Raw genomic sequence first — 21647 nt, 5'->3', positions numbered from 1 at the left:
CGGGTTGTCGGAGCGGCCTATCTGCACCGACTGCAAGTCGTTTCAATGCCCTCATGATCGGGCTGGGGTTAGCGGGGGCACCCCCCTTGGGAGGGGCGCTGAGCTGGGACGATGGTACCCCGTTGCGGGGACCGAACGTCGGGGATCTTGATGGAGATCGATATTTGGTCGGCATGAAAGATCGACATATGGTCCGAGCTGCGCAAACAGACCCGTCGGGGATCACGGCAAAAACGCGGGTCGCGGCCCGAGCCTGTACCGGTCATGTTCATGACCGCTTGACTGAGTGCGGCTGCCTCCGCCGAAGGCATCCGTGGCTGTGGCTGTGGCTGTGGATCCTGAGCGCACCTTTACGTCCGGACCTCACGGTGCGGTCGCGAGGAAGTCGGCGATGGTGCGGTAGGCCATGGTCTCGTCAAGATCCAGCCGCTCGGGTGGGCGTCGCCTGGTCTCCAGGTCGAGGGTGGCGCCGGCCGGGCCTATCGTCGCCTCGAAGACGTGGTAGAGCAGCCGGCAACGGCCGTCGGGGTCCTGCTGGACGCGTATCCACAGCGGGGACGCCCGCCGCAGCTCATCCTTCCCCCGCCTGAGTTTGGCCTCGGCGTCCTTGCCGAAGACGACCGGCAGGCCGAAGGAACCGATCTCGAAATCGCGGCTGGCGGGACGATCACCTTTCAGGGTGGGCACGACGGCATCGGTGTACTCGCGTGTCACCCACCTTTTGAACGAGCTGAACTCCGGCCCGCGCTCCACAGGCGCGCGGAACTCCCGCAGCTTGGCTCCGGCATGGTGGAGCAGCTGTGGCCACGAACCGGTCTGCCCCGACTGGCGGATGTGCCAGCGCGCCCAGGTCGGGGCGGCCGGCCACGCGACGCTCGTACCGAGCTGCCGCGGGCTGCTCCGGCGCGGGAGCGGGCGGCCATGGCGCTCGGCGACGAGTTCGTGCAGGCGCAGGATGGCGGGGTGCTCCCGGGACGGCTCCGCGCTTTCGCCGATCTTTGCGCACAGCTGGTCGAGTCCGGCGAAGGTGACTCCGCCGAAGCCGCGCCGGACCCGCGCGCCGAGCCCCCCGAAGGTCGCCAACGCCCACAGCGAGATCCCGGCAACCTCGCGGATGTAGCCGGCGAAGACCGCGTCGCCGCGTACACCGATCCGCACGTCGAACGTTCCGGTCGCTCCGGCGGGGATGTGGTCGGGCCGGGCGAGCTCGGGATGTTCCCGGCCCTCCCCCGACGACGGCGGCAGGTACAGGCCCTGGCCGAGCAGATAGCCGATGCCGTGGGTGCGGCGTTCGCCTATGGGTGGCAGCCGAAGCCAGCGGGGTGAGCGCAGCTCGGCCCGCGACAGCGGCGGGTCGAGCGCTGGCGGCCGCACCAGGCGGAGGGCGACCGGAGAAGGGCCGATACACACATCGCCGTACTGACCGCCGGCCGCACCGAACACCTCGGCTTCGGCCCGCGCCAGCGCGGCGTAGTCGTTGGCGAAGACGGGAGCGGCCAGCGCCCGGAACCAGAACCGCGCCGCCCCGCGAATCCCCGGCATCCGCAGCTCCGAGCGCGCACCCGGACCAGGAGCGAGGAACATCGGGGTCGTAACCGTCACACCGACGGGAATCCAGGGCGTCATCAGCGGGTCCGGCCTCTCCACGGCAGATGGGTGAGCGGATAGGTGACGGGACGGTCGTCCCACAGCATCTGCAGGAGCACCCCCGCGGCGAGCCCGACCGAGGCGGCAAGCGTGAGCAGTTCGGCCGGTGGGGTGGCGCTCGGCCCGGCGAGCGTCTCCGCGAGGTCCGGCCCCACCGCCGGCACGATCACGGCCAGCACCAGCGATGCCACCCCGACCGCGTGCGCGAAGCCGAGCCCGACCACCGCCAGTACCCGCCCGGCGAGTACCCGCCCGTAGGGAACCCCGTGTGCCTGCGCCTCGAACGCCAGGTAACCGGCGGCGGCAGCGAGCAGTGCGGCGGCGGCGATGAGCGGGGCCGCCCGGCCACCCGTCTGCGCCCACTTGTCACTCCGCGAGATCAACGCGACCATGCCGAGCGCCGCGCCAGCCGGTAGCCGAAGGCACCACAGGCTCGTCATCTCCGGGCATCGCATGGTGAGCAGGAGCACCACAAGATAGGTGGCCCCGGTCAGCCCTGCCACACCGCGCAGGACGCCGACGACGTGCCCATCGAACGCCGACGCCGACACCACCGCGGGCGTCAGCAACAGCATCGCCATCAGCGCGAGGACCGCGAACGGGCCGCGTCCCACCGCTGGGCGCAACACCCGCCAGGTGTGCCCCAGCATGAACCGGGGCAGGAAAGCCTCCCGGGCCAGCCAGGCTCGGAAGCCCGGGTCGGGATCCGGGCTTGCCGCCTGCGGCATCATGTTCGCGGGAAGCGGTGCGGGAAGCGGCTCCCGCCGGCCTGCGCCGACGTGATCCACAAAGACCAGCCGCCGCAGTTCCCGCTCCAGAAATCCTGGTTGCCAGGACAGCGACCGCAGGTGCTCCTCGTGGTTGACAAGGTCGAGCGCCCAGTCCAGGCGGGCCTGTTCGGCGCGCGGGACGAGCGCGTCCGGGGACCCGAGCGCCTGCGAGACCGGAAACGACACAGCGGGAAACCGACGCGGCGCCCACAGGAGCAGGAAGCGCGTGCGGTGGACCAACGGCAGCACACGTGCCGCGGTGACATCCCCCGCGGTCGCCGCATCCTCCAGGACGATACGGACGGCCTCGGCAAGCCGGACAGCAACCAGCCAGCCCCGCTCGGCGGGAAACCGCGGTCGCGGCCCGCCCCGGACGAGCTCGACGGCAAGCGCGGGGAAACTCCTCGTCAGAATCCCGGGTTCCCTGCCGCGTACCTGTTCGGCCAGCGTGCACACGGCCGTGGCCGCATCAGCCGGGTCGCCCCAGCGTTCGTCTATCTCGGGCAGGCTGACGCTGACCCCGCCAGCGGTGAAGCGGACTCCGCTGGTGTGGCCCCCACCGGCAGGCCGGGGGAAATCGTCGGCCTTGGCCGTCCAGGCGGAGGCATCCGCGATCATCCCAGCGGGCAGCCCGTCCTCGAGCAGCTGGGCGAGTGTGGTCACACCGTACCCGCCAGATAGGGACGCATCGCCGCGAGACCCCAGCCGAGCGGAGTGAGCTCGGCGCGAGCGTGGACGTTCCGGTAGGCGAAGCCGAGCAGCTGCTCGGTATCTGTTGGCAGGCAACCCGCCTCGGCGGCGGCAAGCTCCGCCATGTCCGTTTTGGTCCTGATGGCCCGCAGGTAGATTTCCACCAGGCCGGGGTCCGGATTCTCCGCGCCCCCCTCGTGCAGGCAGAATGCCCGCACCGGTGGACGTTCGCCGTTGAGGTACTCCGCGAACGCAACCAGGTACGGCAGCGTCGCCTTGTATCCTCCCGACAGGTGAAGCGCAAGCTCCGCTCTCGGTGGGCGGTGGAGCAGCGCGGACCAGACCAGCGCCTTCGCCACGTTCTCCATGGCCTCGGTGAACGTCTCCGTCTTGTCCGGCAGCAATCGCGGGATGCGCAGGATGTGCACCGGTTCCCCGGCGGCCTCCGCGCGGAGCAACACTCCATCGGCGGTGCCGTCGAGGACCGGCCGGGCGTGCACCCGCACGGGCCGGCGGAACCGGGCGGCGTTCAACAGGGCGGCAAGCATGCCCTCCGCCGTGTCGGACGCCAGCAGAACCACTCGGTCATCGGATATGGCTGCCCGGTAGCTGTGCAGGCTTGCGATCTCAGCACTGAGCCTTACCGGATGTGGGCAACGCACAATCGGCTCCAGATACGGGCCGACCTCGGTGTGAAAGGACTCCACCCAGGTCTCGGGCCGGTCGAGCGCGCCCGCCGTGAGTTCCCGGCCTGCCCATGCCGTCATCGTGCCGACATCATCCCGGCTCAGCGAGGTGACCGACCGGGGCGGCAGCAGGTTCGCCAGTACGGATGTGCCGCACGGCAACAGGTGAACGGTCATCGTCGGTCCTTCGGACGGGCTGGTCCGGCGGCAGCTGTCTCGGCGGTGTCAGCGATCTCGACGGAAAAATAGCCGTAGCCGGCGTTTGTCTTGGCGCCGAGGCCCCGGTCCCGCAGCGCCGTCGACAGCCACGCGACCGGGCCGTCTTCATCGTCGGAAGCGGCGAGCTCGGGCAGGTCCGGGTCGTGCCCTCGACCGACCAGGTAAATGGTGAAGGTGACCGCGGAGGTCACCGTGTAGAAAGCCACGGGCACCGGCTGCTGGTACTCGGCGGGTGCGGCGGCCGCGGGATCTCCGTAGTACTCCGGGACGTGCGGGTTCATAATGTCGATCTCGACCCCGGTGCCGGCGGCCTTGGCCGGCAGCTCCGGCAGGGCGTCGAGAAACATGAACCGCCCGTCCGCGAGCACCTCGTCGCCGGTGCTCTCGCCAGCGTCCTCATCGGTACCGGTCTCCTCGCCCGCCCGGCGGGCCTCACCCGGTTCCTTCCCGAACACGATCCGGCCGTAATCCCCGTAAGACTCGGGGTAGTCCTCCCGCGCGCAGGCCCGAGCCGCGCCCTTGAGCGCCGAGCCAGGCAGGACCGGAACCCCGTAGGTGCCGTGCACGCTCATGCCGATCTCCGCAGGCGTCTGCTCACCGAGACCGATGACCACCCGCCATACCGGCCGGACCCGCAGCGCCCGCACGATGCGGCCCCGCCCGGCCAAGCGGGCGACAGCGGCTGCCCGGCGGAGCCGAGCCGCCTCCAGCAATCGACCGGACGGGTCGAGGGCGCGCGCGGTCGCCTCCCGCAGCGCCCGCTCGGCCGCCTCCCGCTGGGTCGGCGCGATCTCCTCCCAGATCGCACGACGCAACAGCAGCCCGCCGTTCGCGGTGGCTGTCTTCGCACTCGCCATGACGGGCTTCCCGCCACCACTTGTGATCAATATGAAACCCGGCGTCTCGTTGCCCGCCGGTGAGTAGGTGACGACGTTGCCGAGCGGGCCGGCAAGGCGGGTCACGACCGCGCCTCGTCCTGGGCGGCCGGTGGGATCAACGCCTCGGCGGCGCGGCGGACCCACAGCGCGAACGCCCGGGCGTCCGCCGACGCCCGGCGGTAGTCGGCGATGTCCATCGTCCCGACATCCAGGACCAAGGCCCTGCCGTTCGCGTCGGACCTGCCGAGCACATGGTTGGCGAGGGCGTCGACCAGGACCCGGTACGCCTGGTTCAGCGGCTTGGCGGACTGGCCAGGCCCGGCCTTGGCCTCGTGGAAGGCCGCGGTCGCCGCGAGACCGGAACCGACCAGCATCGGACCGAGGTTCATCGCCCGGCTACGGAAGTGCGGTCGGGCTGGATCCGCAACCCCGCCGACGAGCTGCCAGGAGACGACCGCCAGCTTCTGGTCACGCCGGGCCATCAGACATCCCCCCGCTGCCGTCCGCGCCGTGATCTCCGCCGTGATCTCCGCTGTCGGGGCCGCTGGCGGGCCTGCTGTCGGGACCGCGCCAGCGAAGCCACAGCAGGCCCTTGCCCAGCGTCTCGTCACCACCCGCGATCAGCAGTTCCCCGTCCAGACGTGCCCGCAGGCCCGCCATCCGGTCAGGCTCGGCCGGGGAGGTGGCCGGCAGGCAGTCCCGCAACAGCGAACACATGATCGTCTCAGCGGGCAGGTACTCGGTGTACCAGGGGCCGTGCTTGACCGTCTTGGCCTCCGCCGCGAGCTGGACTCGGGGCAGCAGCTCGACGTGCTCCTCGGTGAGTGCGGCCAGGTCGTCGTCGCTGACCAGCAGCAGATCGGTACGCAGCTTGGTACGGAAGAAGGAGAAAGGATCGGACGGACTCGGCCGGCCACCGCCGTCCGATGCCGCTGGCAGGGCGTTGTCGGCGAGCCAGCCCGCCCACGCCGTCACAGCATCCGCCACTGGTGTGGCGGCCATGTCGTACTCGCCGACCGCGAGCCGGGCGCCCGGCTCGGCCCAGAACGACGCGGCCGGCACCACCTCGCCAGCGTTCACTGTCGGGATGGCCGGAAGGCCACCCAGCCCGGCGAGCTCCGCCATCCTTGTCTGGCGCGCGAGCAGCAGCGGGCTGGTGACCCAGGCGAAGGTGTTACGCAGCGTCGGTACGGGGAAGGCGACCAGCCGCAGGTCCCCGACCGCGAGCCAGCCCGGCTTCGGCGGGTCGGTACCCGCGCCGGAGGTGCCCGGCGGGGCCGAGCCGAACACCTTCTCCACGTCCGGCCAGTTCTTTCCGTCCTCCCGCGCGTGGTCACGCAGCGCGCCTTTGGCGCTCTGCCCCCAGATCGTCGGTAAGCGCGTCGTCGCCTCCCGCTGAATCGGCAGGTCGATCACACCGACGCTGTCCGACCCACCCGCGTGGACGGCGCTTTCCGCGTAACAATAAAGCAGGGCGCAGCCGCCCATCACCATCTCCCAACCAGGCACAGGCCGAAACCGGCCGTGCGCATCCAGTCCTTCGGGCGAATCCAGTCCTTGGGGTGTATCCGGTCTTTCGCATGAGCCCGGCCCATCAGCTGAGCTCGGTCTTTCGGAGGTATCCCGTCCTCCGCCTGAGGCAGGCATGCGCCGTGCGTCTTCGCCGCGAACAAGGCCGCCTCGGCCGGATCGTCGAATTCCAGGAAGTAGACGCTGCCCGCCGCGACCGCCCAGCGCAACGGCCGGACTCGCTGGCTGTCTCCGTCGATTCCGGCGATCACCTCGGGCGCCGACGTGCAGGCAGCGCGAAGCGTCGCGCCAGCCGGGATCTCGGGCAGCCAGCCATCCCGGAAAACCGCGGGCGTGGCCAGGTAGAGCAGCACCCGGCCACCCGGGAAATCCGCCGGAGCCGCCGGCAGCGCCGGCAGCCCCATACCTGCGGTGACGACCGTCACCGCCGCCTGCCGGGCTTCACCGCCCAGCCGCACGACCGTCTCCACCGGTTCTGGTACAGCGTCTGTGAACCACACCCGGCAGCCGAACGCGACGCCCGCGCTGCCGGACGAACCCGCGGCTCCGGTCTCGGCCGGACGCCAGAAATCAGCCTGGTAGAGAAAACCGGATACGGTCGTACGCCCGGTGCCGTCCCGGGACGAGCGGGGGTGGCGGGCGATACCGAGACGGCTTTCCCGTACCAGCGGCCCCGACGAGCGTGCCTGGGACCTCGATCTCCCGGCGGAGCCGGATGCCCCGGCATCGGATGGCGCAAGATGCTCCAACGCGCGGGACGGATCGCCGCTGAGGTAGCCGGCGAGCGCTTCACCGGACAGGTAGGCGCCGGTGGGTTCCCCCACGCCTGTCAGCAAGCTCGGCCCGGCTGGCCGCCCATCAGGAAAAGAAAGATCCGATTCGACTCCTGCCGGCAGGAACAGGTCGGCGTCGCCATCCTCGCCGGGATGCTCCCGCAGGCGCAGGCGCAGGCGGCGCGGCACACCGTCGTCAACGACGAGATCGGCTGGCGCGGGCAGCAGCACCGACGTTCTGGGGCCACCCGTACGGACGAGTACCGGCCCGGTGATCCGCAGTGGATTGGCGCCGAAGACGGTGCGCAGTGCCCCGCCGGTCGACGTCGGCCGTGGCAGGGTCGTGTGCGCGGTCGCGGTCATCCCGGTCGTGAAGGGACGGCCATCCCGGAACGTCACCACGTCCAGTGGGTGGAACAACACCCATGCCGACGCTTCGCCGCCGGTCTCCCCGGGCTGGTCGGCGGGCGTTGCCGCGGGCTCGGGCGGCGCCGCGCTCATCCTCCCTGCGCTCATCGTCCCTCCTGGGCAACGAACCTGGCGATCTCCAGCGTGTCGACCCAGACGATCATGTCGTCGGCGGAGAGGCGGCTCGTGGCCGGTTCGACCTCACGCACCCGTCCGGTGAACTCCGTGGCCCGGCTCTCCACCGCGCTGTGCCGGGTGACCAGACGGCTGACCTCGGCACCGTAGTCAAGGCCCGATCCCGCGAGCTCGGCGATCCCGTACCGTTCGTCGTACATGTCGTGGATGAGCCGCGGCGACAGACCACCGCGAAAGGCCTCGACCAGGCCGATCAGCGACGCCGCCGGATCGCGGCCACCGCGCCCCCGCCACGGCAGGACGGTCGCGGCCCGCTCGCCGCCCCGGCGCAGCACCACCAGCGCGAGGCTTGCCTTCCCCGGGCGCTGTTTGGCCGCTTTCAGGGCGTCCCGGGCACGGCCGAGCGCATCCTGCAACGGATAACTGATGTGGAAGAACACGACCGCGGTCGACACGGACGGCCGGGTCAGCAGGCCCTGTGCGCCGGTGTGGAACAGTTCCCGGCATCGGCCCGCGACCCGCAGCGCACTCACGGCGGGGACGAGCCCCAGCAGGTCGTCGCCACCCGCGTAGACCGCCCGGCCGTGCTCGTCCTCGAGCGCCTTGACCTGCGCTCCGGCGATCGCCACGAGCGCCTTGGAGACCTGGCCGTGCCAGTCCCGCATGTCCCTGCCCGTGGGCATCCGCGCATGCGAGAGTGCTCGGCCCATGCTGTCGGCATCCTGGACGATCAACGCCAGATAGCTGGCCGGCGGACGGCCTGTGTCACCCCGGAGGCCCGCTTCAGCGCCAGCGCCAGCGCCAGCGTCGGGGCCGGTGCCCGCGCCCGTGCCGGGTGTGCTGGCGAACGCCTTGAGCAGCTCGGTGCAGGCCTGGCGTCCCTCGGCGCAGGCACGCACAACCTCGTCGTGACGCGGATCGCCGGCCGGCAGCGCCAGCCCGTTCTCGCGCAGGAGGGACTCCGGTTGCCAGGTGTCGGCCAGGCACCAGGAGCCCTCCAGGCGGGACCAGCCGGTAAGGGCGCCGTCGCCGAGCAGCCGAACCTGCGCCTCAAGCGTCGGGAGCGCGCCAGGGCGTTCAAGACTGCCAGAAAGTCCGGCGCCGGCCGTGCGCAGCGTGGCGGTGACACCGTGCACCGCGCCGCGATGCCTGCGTACCGCCTGCGCCAGCGGGCCGCTGGTATTCCCGCCAGCCAGTGCCCTGACTATGCGGACGCGAAAGGGCGCGGTCGCGACAGAGGCCGTGGACGGGAACACCGCGCGTTCCCCCGCGAGGCGTTCAGTGACGTCCGGGTCGCGCTTGACCGCGCAGACCGGGCACAGGCGCTCACCCGGAGCAAGCCTCAGCCGGCCGGGAATGGCCGGGGCAGCCGCCGCGCCACCATCCCTCGCAGCACCTCGCCCCGCGATGCCTTCCCTGCTCCCGCACAGCGAGCAGGGCTGGGCGCCCTGCCCGGCGTACGGCTTGAAGTCACGGACCCGCCTGCGGGCCTGGCTCGCGGCCGAGAGCACCCGCCACCCCTGTTCATAGGCAACGCCCCCAGGCTCTGGACGCGGCTCCACGACCGCTGGGGAAGCCACGCCGGCTGGTTCCCGGACCGCTTCCCGGACCTGTTCCCAGACGACCCACCGCACGACCGGGAAGGTGTCAAGACTCGTGCGCGTCTCGTCATCAACACTCGTGAAGGTCACCGTGCGCAAGGCATCCCACTCCGCGTGGACGTCCCTCGCCACGCGCTCCGCGAGCCTTCTCGCGCCTCCGGCGGGAACCACCGCGAAGATCCGGTTCGGTAGCCCGTCCGGGACGTCCGCGACGGCCGGGAGCACCGGCTCACCGTTGCCGTCCGTCACCCCTCGTACGGCAACCTGGCACAACCGGGACATCAGCCTGCTCGCCGTCCACAGGTCGGCTGTGCGCCGGGAAGCCGCGATGAACTCCTGGACCCCACCCAACGTCAACATGACGTATCCGTCCGCCATGGACCCCCCGTCCGGCCGGCAGCTTTCCATACAAAAAATGATCTCTGCGCAAACAGTGATCCCCGTACGAACTTCGATATTCGATCATCGAAGTGATGGGAACGCTAGCACCACCGCCCAGGGGCCACCGCGGCGGGTAGGACCTTGCTTACAGAAAGTCCGCGCAGCCCGGCTTCCGATCCAGCGTCACCACCCGGGCAGACGCCTGACCTCCGGCCGTATCGAGATTCCGGAAGACGTGCTCAACGGGCCCTCATGATCGGGCCGGCTTTCCCGAGGCCGGATCCGCCGAGCCCAGAGTCGGTCACCCAGCACGGATCCGATCCGTAACCGCCACACGATCCATGATCTCGACGTGTTTGTTGGTATGCACGGTTTTCAGCCGGATAAGCGTACCCACCAACAAACACCCGCCGATCTTGCCAGCGAAAAACATCCACCGACCGGGCCCCACCCAGCACCCAATCACGCACAGTCACACAACTGGCCTTCGGACCGCCACCGATTGGAACCAGGCGGTTTCAATGCCCTCATGATCGGGCTGGGGTTAGCAAGGGCGCCCTCCAGGGACCCCCTCTGAGCTGCGACGATGCTACCCGATCGCGAGGACCTACCCCAGAAGATCTTGATGGAGATCGCAACACGAGCGTTCGCATAGATCAACATCTGCTGCGAGCTGCACAAATAAGCACGTCGAGGATCATGGCAAAAACAGGATCCGACACAACGATCTGTACCGATCACTGTCATACCAAACTGATCGACTACGCGGCCCGCCAAACCGGGAGCAGGACTCCCGACCGCCACACCGCATGCGACGTGACAAACCACCCCACCCACCAGCTACCGTACGCATCATCCACGGACGGGAGGGCGTCGGATGGGTGTGCTGTACGCACGGGCGTTCACCTCGCAAGCCCTGCTGGACGCCTGGGCGGAGGTCCGCGACAGCGCCCTCGCCGACGGACGACCCGACGCCGAGGTAGCCGCGTTCGAAGCCAACGCCGCCCGTAACCTCGACGAACTCGGTATCGCACTCGCGGCCGGCGAATGGCAGGCCTCCCCGGTGCCCCTGAAATCCCGCCGGTGGTGATGCCGAATCAGGTGGCGCGCAGTCGTGCCGCGGACTCGACAAGACCAGAGCATTCCAGACGTACAAGGACGTCTTCGAGCGTTCCAGGCGGGCTTCGCCACGAATCGGCGATCTTCTGGACGCAGCCCCATACAGCTTTCGCGTGAAGGCTGATCTGATCGAGAACGAACGCGTCAGGACCTTTCGGCTCAATGTCCCAGCGCGCCAGTGCCTGGACGGGAAAGTCTCGGAGGTTCGCGGTGACCAGCACCTGAGCGCGAGCGCGGATGGCGGCTGCGAGCACGTGGCGGTCATCGGGGTCCGGTAGTTCCAAGGCGGGGATCAGCGGCTCATACCCTACGATCAGACAGCCGCGGACCGCTGCCACCATCAACTCGCGGGTCCGCTTGAGGGCGACCGGGTCGAGATCGGGACGATTCCGTTGCAGGCTCTCGAACACCTCGTCCAGGATCTCACCCGTCCAGCGTCCCTGCACCAAGCCCTGCTGCGCGATCCGAATCAGAAGATCGCGCAGCACGCTCGGATAGAGAACGCTGGCGTCATAGACAACGACGAACGACACTCAGATCAAGCCCATGCTCTGATTCAGCGCAGTAAGTTCATCCGCCGCCTCACGCTGGCGCAGATCGTCATTTCGCAGGTAGTCCAGCAAGGACGACATCTGCACTCGTCTATGCTTACCCACCCGCCGGTATCCGATGTCACCGGCTTCCAGGAGCCCGATCAGATACGGGCGGGACACGTTGAGCAAATCTGCCGCCTGTTGAGTTGTCAGCTCCGCGTGCGACGGTACGATCGACACGCCGATCCCAGCGGCCATATGGGCGAGAATCTGCGCCAAGAGCTCGACCACCGTACGTGGGACAACAAGCTCGGCGCCGTCGTCCTCCACGGAGAGCCGTACCCGTTTCGGGCCATCAGGATGTTGCACAAGGTACGTCCGGACACGCTCCAACGCGGCATCAGCGACGGAGACATCGGCACTGTCCGGCATCGGAGTCCTGATCAAAGGTGCGACCACGGCAAGAACCTCCCTCCCCGCAGTATCCGCAACAAACGAAGCAGACGCAACGGGCAGACGCGTCGCTCACCCGTGACCTCGCTCATCCGACAAGGGTCGCCCTGCGTGTAGCGCGGGTACGGACGACCAGCAGCCACAGCCGCAGGCAGAGACTTGCGCCGTGAACCTGCCGACGGACTCAGGGCCACAGCCGCTTCGGCGGTGGCTCAGAGCGACCAGCTCACGAGCCGCCTCCGGCGACCCGCTCGACGACACGAGAATTACGCCTTACGCCTCCGCAATCCGTCAGAGCGTGTTTGAGATCGTCATTCCGGCTCACCGCGTCCAGGCGGCCCCTGGCTGCGTTGTCGGCCAAACCGATACAACTCATCCGGTATCGCTTCGGCCTTCCGTCTTGCCAGGGGGCGCCTGGACGCGGCTCGCTGATCGAAAGCCCGATCTCAAACACGCTCTCAGAGCATGTCCTCATGATCGGGCTGGGGTTAGCAAGACCTACAAGAGCGAGTTCGCGCTCGCGAGCGAGATGTTTCAATGCCCTCATGATCGGGCTGGGGTTAGCAAGTACCGGAGGGCGGCACGAACCTGAACGACGCGCTGGTTTCAATGCCCTCATGATCGGGCTGGGGTTAGCAAGGGGAGTGCAGGGTCAGATGATGATTAAGGTCCAACGTTTCAATGCCCTCATGATCGGGCTGGGGTTAGCGAGCGCAATGTTTATCAGCGCTCTGATCGCCTTCACCGGCGTTTCAATGCCCTCATGATCGGGCTGGGGTTAGCGAGGTGTTCGCGCCTTTCGGCGCGCGGTGAAGCAGGCTAGTTTCAATGCCCTCATGATCGGGCTGGGGTTAGCGAGACCCACCCTGCCTAGGAGGCCCTTAATGGGTAGTGTTTCAATGCCCTCATGATCGGGCTGGGGTTAGCGAGGGCACCCCCCTTGGGACCCCCGCTGAGCTGCAACGATGGTACCCCGTTGCGAGCACCCATCCCAGAGGATCTTGATAAAGATCGAAATCCAAGCGCCAAAATAGATCGACATATGCCTTGAGCTGCACAAACAGATCCGTCGAGGATCATGACAAAAGGAGGACCCGGGAAAACGATCTGTACCGATCGCAGCCAGGCCGGCCTGATCCATCACGCGACCGCCACCTCCGAGTCACGATCTCTGATCGGTCACACCATGTGCGACGTGACAAACATCCGACACCATTGGCTACGGTACGCATCATCGGTGGACGGAAGGGCGTTGGATGGGTCAGCTGTACGCGCGGGCGTTCACCTCGCAGGCACTGCTGGACGCCTGGGCGGAGGTCCGCGACGCCGCCCTAGCCGACGGACATCCCGATACCGAGGTAGCCGCGTTCGAAGCCAACGCAGCCCGTAACCTCGACGAACTCGGTACGGCACTCGCGGATGGCGAAATGGCTGGCGTCCCCGGTACGCAAAGTGGAGATCCCGAAGCCGTCCGGCGGTGTCCGCATCCTTGGCGTGCCCTGCCTGATCGACAGAGTCGTCGAGCGGGCGCTGCTGCGGGTGCTGGACCCGGTGATCGATCCGCTGCTGATGCCGTGGAGCTTCGCCTACCGCCGTGGGCTCGGCGCCAAGGACGCCCTCGCCGCCTTGGCGGAGGCCCGCGACAGCGGAATGAGCTGGGTCGCCCGGTCGGACATCGAGGACTGTTTCCCGTCCATCCCGCAGTGGGAGGTGCTGCGCCGGCTGCGCGAGGTGGTCGACGACGAACGGGTCATCCACCTGGTGGGTTGAAGCGGTCCCGGTTCCGTGGACAGCGGACCTGAAGGCCACTGTCCACGAGAAAGGGCCGTCATGGGGTCAACACCCAGGCAGGGCGGTCGAGCGGGTGTCAGGCAGGGCCGCGGCAATGCGCTGCCGCAACGTCGCTTTGAGGGTGTCGATTCCACGCCAGGAGGCGGCGGTGACCTCGTCGGTCTGGAGTTGGCGCACGTCAGCGGTGGTGCGGAAGAGGAATCGGAAGTCGACGTGCCGGTGCTCCGGCTCGCTCTTGGCGTCGTTGGCGGGGATTGGGTGGACGTCGATGTGGATCGGCTGGTCACCGACCGATGTGACGGCATCTGCGGGGATACCGGTCTCCTCAGCGAGTTCGCGCAGGGCTGCTTCCAGCAGCGAGGTGTCCTGGCTTTCGAGGTGGCCGCCGGGTAGGAGCCAGCTGTTGAGCGCTCGGTGGTGAATGTGCAGGATGCGTCCGTCGGTGTTGACGATCGCCGCGCCGACGGTGGCATGGCCGCGGAACTCCTTGCGGGAGGTGATGTCGCTGCCGGTGTCCAGGAGGTCGAAGACGGGTACGAGGTCGGGCTTTTCCTCGGGGTGTGCGTCGAGGTAGACAGTCAGGGTGGTGCGGATGTGGTCTGCCGTGATAGCCATGTCGATCACCTGTTGACGTAGGAGAGCCAGATTGCCGCGATCGCGGCGCGGTCGGTTGCGGGAACCTCGTGGATGCCTGGGTGAGGTCGCCACGGGTGAGCATCCTGATCCCGGCAAGTATCTCGGCCCGGACGCCGACTACTGGATCGTCCGATAGCCACGAGGGATCCGTGTTCCAAGCGTCCGCCGGCGGACGGTGCCCAGTCAGCAGGCGTCGGTGCGGGCCTTGCTCTCCTGGGCCTGGCCATCCCAGTCGATGCCGCCGTGAAGGTCGAGGTATGCGTCCGTCAGCGCGTCGGTCCGCGCATCGAACCGGTCGAGGGAACCACTGGTGGTGGACCGGGCTCGGCTACTGTGAGCATCGGGGTTCAGGGCCCATGTAGGGGGATGCGATGCCGGCTTCGCTGACGCTGAAATTCACGACACCGCCGCGCCCGCCATTACCGCGTCATCTGCTCGGTGCCGCCGCCCGGCTTTTCGAAACTCCCGACTCCGACCATCACGCTGACACCAAGCCGTTCGCGGTCGGCCCGCTCGTACCGTCGCCCGGCTCAGCCAACCCGGAAAAAACGGCCCATCCGGGAAAAGCGGGAAAGCTGGACGGCTCCCCCACGATGACGCTGTGGCGGCTCGGCTGGCTCGGCCACGGTGACCCGCCACCGGCCTGGCCGCCGCGGACGGTTCGTTTCGGGCCGTGCGAACAGTCGGTCATGGGCTTCGACACGGACCTCTGGCCGTTCGCGCGGCTGGCGTCAGCCGGGCCAGCCCGGCGGGTCCGGCTGCGGATGCTCACCCCCACCTTCTTCTCCCGCAACGGCCGGGACCTGCCGCTGCCCGAACCGGTGCTGATCGTGCGCTCACTGCTCGCCCGGTGGAACGCCCACGCCCCGGACACCCTGACGATCGATGACAGCGCCGCCCGTGAGCTGGTCGGCTCGGTGTTCCTGGACGCGGTGTCCGGCGCGAGCGAGCAGGTTCCGGTTACCGAACAGATCCGCCAGGTCGGTTTCGTGGGCGAGGCCGAGCTACGCCTGTTGAAGACGGCGTCGGCGGCCGCGGCCGAAGTGTTCGGCGCGCTCATGCGGTTCGCGGCGATCGCCGGGGTCGGTGCGCAGACCACGCACGGCTTCGGAGCTGTCGACATCAGGAACAGACAAATCGGGAAGTGACGCCGCCCGACCGCCCCGCCGGATGAGCCGTAGCCGTCCCGCCAGCATCCGCGCCGGGCGCGATCACGCGCCCGCGACCGGCCGGGCGCGGTATTACTGCTGAGAAGGACCCGCCTGAGCTGCGGCGGAGCCGATGAGATGCGCGCCGTCGGCGCGCCCGGACGCGTGGGGAAGGGAACACCCGTGGGACTGCTCGAGGACAAGGCGGCTGTCATCACCGGTGGCGCGCAGGGCCTGGGGCTCGCCATCGCCCAGCTCTTCGTCGCCAACGGCGCCAGGGTGGTGCTCGCCGACATCAACGTCGAGAAAGCCGCCGAGGCCGCGAAGGAACTGGGGCCGGCGATCGCCGTCCGCACGGATGTCACCAGGGAGGACGACGTCCAGGCGCTCGTCGAGGCCTGCCAGCGGGAGTACGGGCGGATCGACATCATGGTCAACAACGCCGGCATCACCCGCGACGCCAGCATGAAGAAGATGTCCGCCGACGACTTCCGGCTCGTGATCGATATCCACCTGTTCGGCGCGTGGCTCGGCACCAAGGCAGCCGGTCTCGCCATGAAGGAACAGGGCGGCGGTTCGATCATCAACATGTCGTCGATCTCCGGGAAGGTCGGCAACTTCGGCCAGACCAACTACAGCGCGGCCAAGGCCGGCATCGTCGGGCTCACCAAGGCCGCCGCGAAGGAGCTGGCCAAGGGCGGGGTGCGGGTCAACGCCATCCAGCCTGGTCTGATCCGGACCGCCATGACCGAGGCGATGCCACGGGACGTCTGGGAGTCGAAGCTGACCGAGATCCCGCTGGGACGGGCGGGCGAACCAGCCGAGGTGGCCGGCGCCGCGCTGTTCCTGGCCAGCGAGCTCTCGAGCTACATCACCGGGACGGTGCTGGAGATCTCCGGCGGGCGCCACATCTGACGGCTTAGAGCGCCCGGCAATAGGGGCGTGGTTCAAGGAGCGGGGCTGGGGTGCGTAGATCGCGAGGCGGAGGAGGGAGCCACCGGAGGTGTTGGGTGGCGACTGACGACAACACGGCGAGGTGCGTGCCCCAGCCCCGCGACGCCGCGTCCCCTATTGCCGGGCGCTCTTAGCCGGCTGACGACGAGAATCCGTCCGCGACGCTCAGTAACCACTGGCATGCGGCTGCTTCCCTACGCCACGATGGCCCGGATCACACCGCTGCCGGGTGGCTGGCGAGGCCAACAGGAAACCAGCTGATACAGCTGATCAGCTGATGCGGAATGGAGCGTGCCAGCATGCCGGCTCGGGAGCAGCGTCGCGGACGGGCGATCGCGATGGCCCCCACCGAGGTCGACGCTTTCCTCGCGACGGAACGAACCTGCCGGGTCGCTACTCTCAGTAGTGACGGTCCGCATGTGGCCGCGCTGTGGTTCGTCTGGGACGGCGCGTCCCTGTGGCTGAACTCCGTCGTCCGCAGCCAGCGCTGGACCGACATCGGCCGCGATCCGCGGGTCGCCGTGGTCGTGGATGCCGGCGAGCAGTACCAGGAACTCCGGGGCGTCGAGATCAAGGGAACAGCCGAGCCGGTCGGGGACGTCCCGCGCACGGGCGCGCCCGATCCGGAACTCGCCGGGCCCGAGCGGCTGTTCGCCGGCAAGTACACCGGCCGCGACACGATGGCCCACGACGGCCGGCATGCCTGGCTACGGATCACTCCAAGCAAGATCACAAGCTGGGACTTCCGCAAACTGCCGGCCTGACATCCGCCCGCTACGGCCCACCTGTCGATGCCGGCCCACCTGTCGATGCCGGCCTACAGATCGATGCCGGTCAGGACCATCACACGCTCGACGGTGAGATCCTCCATGGCCGCCCGCACGCCCTCCCGGCCCGTCCCCGACCCCTTGGTACCGCCGTAGGGCATCTGGTCGGCCCGGTAGGAGGGAACATCCCCGATGATCACACCGCCGACGTCGAGTTCCCGGTGCGCGCGGAAGGCCACCCGCACGTCCCGGGTGAACACCCCCGCCTGCAGGCCGTACGGGCTGTCGTTGATCCGGGCCAGGCCTTCGTCCAGCCCGTCGACCGGTTCGATGACGAGGACCGGTCCGAACACCTCCTCCCGCGCCAGGCGGGCGTCCGGCGGAACACCCCGCAGCACAGCCGGCGCGACCGTGGTGCCGTCCCGCTCGCCGCCGACGACCACCGTCGCACCCGCCTCGACGGCCTCGTTGATCCATCGCTCGACCCGTTCGGCCGCGGCCAGGTCGATCAAAGGCCCCACCTCGGTCGCCTCGTTGCCCGGGTCGCCGGTGCGCAGCCGGGCAACCGCGACGCTCACCTCGGCCAACAGCTCCTCGTACACGTCGCGCTCCGCGTACACCCGCTGCACGGCTATGCAGGACTGGCCGGCCTGGTAGTTCGAGAACGTCGCGATCCGCCCGGCCGCCCAGCGCAGGTCCGCGGCGGCGGACCAGTCCGCCGCCACCAGCACCGCCGCGTTACCGCCCAGCTCGAGGACGACGTGCTTGCGCGGCACCGCGTCCCTGATCGACCAGCCCACGGGGGCCGAGCCGGTGAAGGACACGACCGGTAGCCGGGCGTCCGCGACCAGTTCGGGCATAGCCTCGTTCGACACGGTCAGCACCGACCACGCACCTTCGGGCAGGTCTGTCTCGGCGAGCAGCTCACCCAGCAGCAGGGACGACAACGGCGTCTTCGGCGCGGGCTTGACGATGATGGGCGCACCGACCGCCAACGCCGGTGCGACCTTGTGCGCGACCAGGTTCAGCGGGAAGTTGAACGGCGTGATCCCCAGCACCGGGCCACGAGGAAAACGCCGGACCACCGCGGCCCGGCCCGCCCCCGCCGGGTCGGTGTCGAGCCGTTGGAGCTGCCCCGACCAGCGCCGGGCTTCCTCCGCGCCCCAGCGAAACGTCGAGGATGCCCGCGCGACCTCGACCCGGGCCCAGGTCAGCGGCTTGCCGCTCTCGGCGGTGATGAGCGCGGCCAGCTCCTCACCGCGTTCGGCGATCCGGCCCGCGACGTGGGCGAGGGCCGCGGCCCGGCCGTGGGCCGACATGGCCGACATGGCCGGCATGGCCGCGCTGGCGGCGGCCACGGCCGCGTCCACCTGCGCCGGATCCGGCCGCGCGACCGTGGCGATCAGACGATCGTCCCACGGGTGACGGACCTGAAAGGTCGCCGAACCCGTTACCGGGCGGCCCGCCACCCAGAACGGCTCGGCCTTGCTCATGGAAGCCACTGCTCCACTTTCGTGCACAAGAGCCTGACACGGGTGACGCCACGCGCGACAGTCCTGAAGGTCCGGCCCCGGCATACCCCGGCATACCCCGACGGACACCGGCACGCCCGGGGGGAAACTCCCTGATGCCCGTCTTGCCACGGCTCGTGAGGTCTGCCCGGAGCAGGTTTGCCGCACATGACCGGAGGGAAGTCATCGGATCGGTGGAACTGTCAGGCAGCGGCGCGCATCACCGGGGAGCGGCCCGGTGACGAGCCCGCCTGCGTGTCCCCGCTGCCTGCGGACGGTGCATCCGCCCGACCTGTGGAACAGCCAGTGGCGCTGTGACGAACATGGGGATGTCAGCCCCTACCGAGTGGCGGTGTCCTCCCGGGAGCAGGTGCTGCTCTTCCTCGCGCACGCTGCCAAGGTGCCGATATGGGTCCCCTGGCCGATGCCGGTCCACTGGTTCGCCAGCGGCGTCTCCTGGGCTGGTGACGACCGCACCGGACCGCGGGCGACCGCGTTTGCCGCGGGCGGCCCCTCCCCGCTCGGCGGGCCGGCGGAACTTGTGATCATCGCCGAGGAGCCGGGGATCGGCCTCGGCGCCCGGCTTGCCGGGCTGCCAGGTACCGATCCCGAGCGCATCGGCGACAGGCCCGAGGAGAAGATCGAGGCCGCTGGGCACCCGACCGCGCTGTGGCCGGTCGTCTGCCCGCCCGACCGGGCCGCCTTCGTGGGTGAGGCCTGCGGGGTATGGCTGTGGGTGGTGCTCTGGCCGGCGGATGCCGCAACGCTGCTGCTGGAGCATCTCGTCGTCCAGGACCTGCGGAACGCCCAGATGATCACCTCATGCCTGCCGTTCGGTGCCGACAGCACTCATCTGTGAGCGGCACGCCGAGGCGGCGCGGGCGCATCCGAGATGTCTCGTAAGCTCGGCTCTCGCCACCAGCACGGACCCGAGCAGTACCGGTGGACGTAGCAGGGCCGCGGCGGATGCGAGAAGGGCCGGACAGCCATGGCACAGCCTCTGGAAACCGTTCCGGCAGCGGTCGAGGTGGACTGCCGCCGGCTGCTGCTCATCGTCAACCCGCACGCTGGCGGTGGACGCGGCGCCCGTGTGCTGCCGGACGTCGCCGCGGCGCTGAAACGCTGGGCCCGCGACGTGCGGACCGAACTGACCAGGGACATCGACCACGCCGCGGAGTTGGCCGAGGACGCGGTGGCGGACGGGCGGGTCGCGGTCGCGCTCGGCGGGGACGGTCTTGCCGGCCGGGTCGCCGAGACGGTGGCGCGCCTCGGCGGACTGCTCGCGGTGCTGCCTGGCGGGCGCGGCAACGACTTCCTGCGCGGGATGGGCGCGGCCAGGCAACCGGTGATCGCCGCCACCGCCCTGGCCAGCGGCACCGAACGGCGGATCGACCTGGCCGAGGCCAACGGCCGTGCCTACCTCGGCATCGCCAGCGTCGGTTTCGACTCGGACGTCCAGGTGATCGCCAATCGCGCCCGGTTCATCCGGGGCCAGCAGGTCTACGCCTACGGCGCGTTACGCGCGGCAGCCACCTGGCGGCCCGCCCGGTTCACCGTGGAGATCGACGGCGGCGCGGCGCGCGAGGTCACCGGCTGGACGGTGGCGGTGGCGAACTCGGCCTACTACGGCGGCGGCATGCACCTCGCGCCCCTGGCGAAACCCGACGACGGCCTGCTCGACGTCGTGCTGCTGTCGCGGTGCGGCAAGGCCGCTTTCCTCGCCACCTTCCCGAAGGTGTTCTCCGGCCGGCACGTGGACTCCCCGCACGTCCAGACGCGGCAGGCGACGCGGGTCCGGGTGGACGCCGACCGCCCGTTCCAGCTCTACGCCGACGGCGACCCAGTCGCGGAGCTGCCCGCGGAAATCGTTGTACGTCCCGGTGCGCTGCGTTACCTCGCTCCCGCCGGACGGTACGCGGGACAACCGCCCCGAACGCCGTCGTGATCGCCGTCAGGCCTGCTGGGCACCGGGTCGCCCGGCCTCAACCACCCAGGTGGCGTCGGTGCTGACCGGGGCGTCCCGGCGGTCGATGCTCTCGGCAACGCGCATGTCGGCGGCGCACTGCCGGGGGGAGACCCGGATGCGGGTGTACCCGCGCCGATCCCCGCGGAAGTACCGCACGTGCGGGTTGAGCAGCCGGTTGTTCGCCCGGACGAACTCCTCGCTGGGCAGGAAGAACCCCGAGCTGATGGACGTGGCGACGAACTCGGTGCCGACGACCGGTGTCTCTGGGCGGTCGAAGTCGACCCGCAGGTCGTTCACCCAGGCGCAGTGGATGTCCCCCGACAGCACCACCGGGTTGGCCACCCCGGTGTCCCGCACCGCCGACAGCAGCCGGGTCCGGTAGGGCACGTAGCCGTCGTTTTGGTCGAGGTTCGCGAACACCTCGCCGCTGCCCGGGGTGAGCTGGGCGTGCAGCTGGGCCATCATCGTCTGCTGAGCGATCACGTTCCACCGGGCACGCGACGCGGCCAACCCGTCGATCAGCCATTTCTCCTGCTCAGCGCCGGCCATGGTCCCGGTCGTGTTGTGCTCCCCCAGAGCGGCCGGGCCGATGTCGTTCGGGCTGCGGCCGGGCTGCGGCGTCCGGTACTGGCGGGTGTCCATCACGTTGAGGGTGAGTAGATCGCCGAAGGCGAACCGGCGGTAGAGCCGCAGGTCGGGCGATCCGGGCTGATAGCTGGCCCGGATCGGCATGTGCTCGTGGTAGGCCTGGTAGGCGGCGGCCCGCTGGCGCGCGAAGGCCGCCGGATCCTGGTGCCTGTCACCGGTGTCGCCCGACTCGTCGGTGAGGCCGGCGTAGTTGTTCTCGGTTTCGTGGTCGTCCCAGGTGACCACCCATGCCGCGGCCGCGTGCGCGGCCTGCAGCTGCGGATCAGCCTTGTACTGGGCGTAACGCGCCCGGTAGTCGTCGAGAGTCTGGAGCTGGTCGAGCCCAGGCCTGGCCGGGGTGGTGTGGCGACGGTCTGGGAACCTGCTCTTCGGGTCGTACTCATAGATGTAGTCACCGACGTGG

The 21647-nt window shown here is 69.3% G+C and carries 21 protein-coding genes and 1 CRISPR repeat array; of the genes, 8 read left to right on the top strand and 13 right to left on the bottom strand.

Annotation, left to right across the window (positions count from 1 at the left end; all coding sequences use genetic code 11):
* Positions 1-363 precede the first annotated feature (363 nt).
* Genes MJ777_RS17350 through cas10 form a run of 8 tightly spaced genes read right to left on the bottom strand, consistent with a single transcriptional unit; the run spans position 364 to position 9715 of the window.
* Positions 364-1602, bottom strand: a complete 1239-nt coding sequence (locus tag MJ777_RS17350; RefSeq protein WP_239377161.1) for an RAMP superfamily CRISPR-associated protein — start codon at positions 1600-1602, stop codon at positions 364-366.
* 23 nt (positions 1603-1625) lie between these two features.
* Positions 1626-3080: a hypothetical protein gene (locus tag MJ777_RS17345; protein WP_239377160.1), complete on the bottom strand. Its 1455-nt coding sequence runs from the start codon at positions 3078-3080 to the stop codon at positions 1626-1628.
* Complete coding sequence (locus MJ777_RS17340; RefSeq protein WP_239377159.1) at positions 3077-3970, bottom strand: hypothetical protein; 894 nt, start codon at positions 3968-3970, stop codon at positions 3077-3079. Before MJ777_RS17340 ends, MJ777_RS17345 begins: the two co-directional genes overlap by 4 nt.
* Entirely contained in the window at positions 3967-4974 is a 1008-nt protein-coding gene (gene cmr6 / locus MJ777_RS17335; protein WP_239377158.1) for a type III-B CRISPR module RAMP protein Cmr6, read from the bottom strand. Before cmr6 ends, MJ777_RS17340 begins: the two co-directional genes overlap by 4 nt.
* Positions 4971-5372 (bottom strand): type III-B CRISPR module-associated protein Cmr5, encoded by a 402-nt coding sequence (gene cmr5, locus MJ777_RS17330; RefSeq protein ID WP_239377157.1) that lies wholly within the window; start codon positions 5370-5372, stop codon positions 4971-4973. The genes cmr6 and cmr5 overlap by 4 nt, the downstream gene beginning before the upstream one ends.
* The gene (cmr4, locus tag MJ777_RS17325; protein WP_239377156.1) at positions 5359-6378 is read right to left on the bottom strand and encodes a type III-B CRISPR module RAMP protein Cmr4; all 1020 of its coding nucleotides are present in this window, start codon (positions 6376-6378) and stop codon (positions 5359-5361) included. Before cmr4 ends, cmr5 begins: the two co-directional genes overlap by 14 nt.
* Positions 6378-7709 (bottom strand): type III-B CRISPR module-associated Cmr3 family protein, encoded by a 1332-nt coding sequence (locus MJ777_RS17320; RefSeq protein WP_239377155.1) that lies wholly within the window; start codon positions 7707-7709, stop codon positions 6378-6380. The genes cmr4 and MJ777_RS17320 overlap by 1 nt, the downstream gene beginning before the upstream one ends.
* Positions 7706-9715, bottom strand: a complete 2010-nt coding sequence (gene cas10 / locus MJ777_RS17315) for a type III-B CRISPR-associated protein Cas10/Cmr2 (protein WP_239377154.1) — start codon at positions 9713-9715, stop codon at positions 7706-7708. Before cas10 ends, MJ777_RS17320 begins: the two co-directional genes overlap by 4 nt.
* An 880-nt stretch (positions 9716-10595) precedes the next feature.
* Here cas10 and MJ777_RS17310 point away from each other — a divergent pair.
* Positions 10596-10808, top strand: a complete 213-nt coding sequence (locus MJ777_RS17310; RefSeq protein ID WP_239377153.1) for a hypothetical protein — start codon at positions 10596-10598, stop codon at positions 10806-10808.
* Positions 10809-10815: 7 nt separating this feature from the next.
* Here the strand turns inward: MJ777_RS17310 and MJ777_RS17305 are convergent, their stop codons facing one another.
* Positions 10816-11370, bottom strand: a complete 555-nt coding sequence (locus tag MJ777_RS17305; protein WP_239377152.1) for a PIN domain-containing protein — start codon at positions 11368-11370, stop codon at positions 10816-10818.
* Complete coding sequence (locus MJ777_RS17300; protein WP_239377151.1) at positions 11371-11802, bottom strand: helix-turn-helix domain-containing protein; 432 nt, start codon at positions 11800-11802, stop codon at positions 11371-11373.
* A gap of 480 nt (positions 11803-12282) precedes the next feature.
* Positions 12283-12753: a CRISPR direct-repeat array (repeat unit 37 nt; unit sequence GTTTCAATGCCCTCATGATCGGGCTGGGGTTAGCGAG).
* Positions 12754-13275: 522 nt separating this feature from the next.
* Between MJ777_RS17300 and MJ777_RS17295 the strand changes: the two genes are divergently transcribed.
* Positions 13276-13593 carry a reverse transcriptase domain-containing protein gene (locus tag MJ777_RS17295; RefSeq protein WP_239377150.1) on the top strand — a complete coding sequence of 106 codons (318 nt, stop codon included), beginning with the start codon at positions 13276-13278 and terminating at the stop codon, positions 13591-13593.
* A gap of 66 nt (positions 13594-13659) precedes the next feature.
* On the opposite strand, the gene MJ777_RS17290 is transcribed toward MJ777_RS17295, so the two are convergent.
* Positions 13660-14229, bottom strand: a complete 570-nt coding sequence (locus MJ777_RS17290) for an NUDIX hydrolase (RefSeq protein WP_239377149.1) — start codon at positions 14227-14229, stop codon at positions 13660-13662.
* A 31-nt stretch (positions 14230-14260) separates the two neighbouring features.
* Here MJ777_RS17290 and MJ777_RS22775 point away from each other — a divergent pair, with 31 nt between their 5' ends.
* The 4 genes from MJ777_RS22775 to MJ777_RS17275 all read left to right on the top strand — a co-directional run bounded on the left by MJ777_RS22775 (position 14261) and on the right by MJ777_RS17275 (position 17116).
* Positions 14261-14386 (top strand): hypothetical protein, encoded by a 126-nt coding sequence (locus MJ777_RS22775; protein WP_255724107.1) that lies wholly within the window; start codon positions 14261-14263, stop codon positions 14384-14386.
* A gap of 235 nt (positions 14387-14621) precedes the next feature.
* A complete protein-coding gene (gene cas6, locus MJ777_RS17285; RefSeq protein WP_239377148.1) occupies positions 14622-15398 on the top strand; it encodes a CRISPR system precrRNA processing endoribonuclease RAMP protein Cas6 in 777 nt (258 codons plus the stop codon).
* Between the two features lie 183 nt (positions 15399-15581).
* Positions 15582-16313, top strand: a complete 732-nt coding sequence (gene fabG / locus MJ777_RS17280) for a 3-oxoacyl-ACP reductase FabG (protein WP_239311105.1) — start codon at positions 15582-15584, stop codon at positions 16311-16313.
* 338 nt (positions 16314-16651) lie between these two features.
* On the top strand, positions 16652-17116 hold the full coding sequence (locus MJ777_RS17275; protein WP_239311110.1) for a pyridoxamine 5'-phosphate oxidase family protein: 465 nt from the start codon (positions 16652-16654) through the stop codon (positions 17114-17116).
* 53 nt (positions 17117-17169) lie between these two features.
* On the opposite strand, the gene MJ777_RS17270 is transcribed toward MJ777_RS17275, so the two are convergent.
* Positions 17170-18612: an aldehyde dehydrogenase family protein gene (locus MJ777_RS17270; RefSeq protein ID WP_239377147.1), complete on the bottom strand. Its 1443-nt coding sequence runs from the start codon at positions 18610-18612 to the stop codon at positions 17170-17172.
* A 256-nt stretch (positions 18613-18868) separates the two neighbouring features.
* On the opposite strand from MJ777_RS17270, the gene MJ777_RS17265 reads away from it, so the two are divergent.
* Both MJ777_RS17265 and MJ777_RS17260 read left to right on the top strand, forming a co-directional pair.
* Positions 18869-19489, top strand: a complete 621-nt coding sequence (locus MJ777_RS17265) for a DUF6758 family protein (protein WP_239377146.1) — start codon at positions 18869-18871, stop codon at positions 19487-19489.
* Between the two features lie 129 nt (positions 19490-19618).
* The gene (locus MJ777_RS17260) at positions 19619-20575 is read left to right on the top strand and encodes a diacylglycerol kinase family protein (protein ID WP_239345760.1); all 957 of its coding nucleotides are present in this window, start codon (positions 19619-19621) and stop codon (positions 20573-20575) included.
* Between the two features lie 6 nt (positions 20576-20581).
* On the opposite strand, the gene MJ777_RS17255 is transcribed toward MJ777_RS17260, so the two are convergent.
* Positions 20582-21647 (bottom strand): alkaline phosphatase (locus MJ777_RS17255; RefSeq protein ID WP_239377145.1); only part of this gene is annotated, 1066 nt, incomplete at its 5' end.

Origin of the sequence: Protofrankia sp. Cj5 (assembly GCF_917627405.1) — a bacterium.
Taxonomy (GTDB): domain Bacteria; phylum Actinomycetota; class Actinomycetes; order Frankiales; family Frankiaceae; genus Protofrankia.
The sequence above is the reverse complement of the archived record's forward strand: the minus strand, read 5'-3'. Positions and strand labels throughout refer to the sequence as shown.

Excerpts from the sequence above, each read along its gene's own strand:
- cmr4 (WP_239377156.1), bottom strand. The coding sequence starts at position 6,378 with ATGGGCGGCTGCGCCCTGCTTTATTGTTACGCGGAAAGCGCCGTCCAC.
- MJ777_RS17310 (WP_239377153.1), top strand. The coding sequence starts at position 10,596 with ATGGGTGTGCTGTACGCACGGGCGTTCACCTCGCAAGCCCTGCTGGAC.
- cmr5 (WP_239377157.1), bottom strand. The coding sequence starts at position 5,372 with ATGGCCCGGCGTGACCAGAAGCTGGCGGTCGTCTCCTGGCAGCTCGTC.
- MJ777_RS17275 (WP_239311110.1), top strand. The coding sequence starts at position 16,652 with ATGCCGGCTCGGGAGCAGCGTCGCGGACGGGCGATCGCGATGGCCCCC.
- MJ777_RS17300 (WP_239377151.1), bottom strand. The coding sequence starts at position 11,802 with ATGCCGGACAGTGCCGATGTCTCCGTCGCTGATGCCGCGTTGGAGCGT.
- MJ777_RS17340 (WP_239377159.1), bottom strand. The coding sequence starts at position 3,970 with ATGACCGTTCACCTGTTGCCGTGCGGCACATCCGTACTGGCGAACCTG.
- cas6 (WP_239377148.1), top strand. The coding sequence starts at position 14,622 with ATGCCGGCTTCGCTGACGCTGAAATTCACGACACCGCCGCGCCCGCCA.
- MJ777_RS17270 (WP_239377147.1), bottom strand. The coding sequence starts at position 18,612 with ATGAGCAAGGCCGAGCCGTTCTGGGTGGCGGGCCGCCCGGTAACGGGT.
- MJ777_RS17320 (WP_239377155.1), bottom strand. The coding sequence starts at position 7,709 with ATGAGCGCAGGGAGGATGAGCGCGGCGCCGCCCGAGCCCGCGGCAACG.
- cas10 (WP_239377154.1), bottom strand. The coding sequence starts at position 9,715 with ATGGCGGACGGATACGTCATGTTGACGTTGGGTGGGGTCCAGGAGTTC.
- MJ777_RS17260 (WP_239345760.1), top strand. The coding sequence starts at position 19,619 with ATGGCACAGCCTCTGGAAACCGTTCCGGCAGCGGTCGAGGTGGACTGC.
- MJ777_RS17290 (WP_239377149.1), bottom strand. The coding sequence starts at position 14,229 with ATGGCTATCACGGCAGACCACATCCGCACCACCCTGACTGTCTACCTC.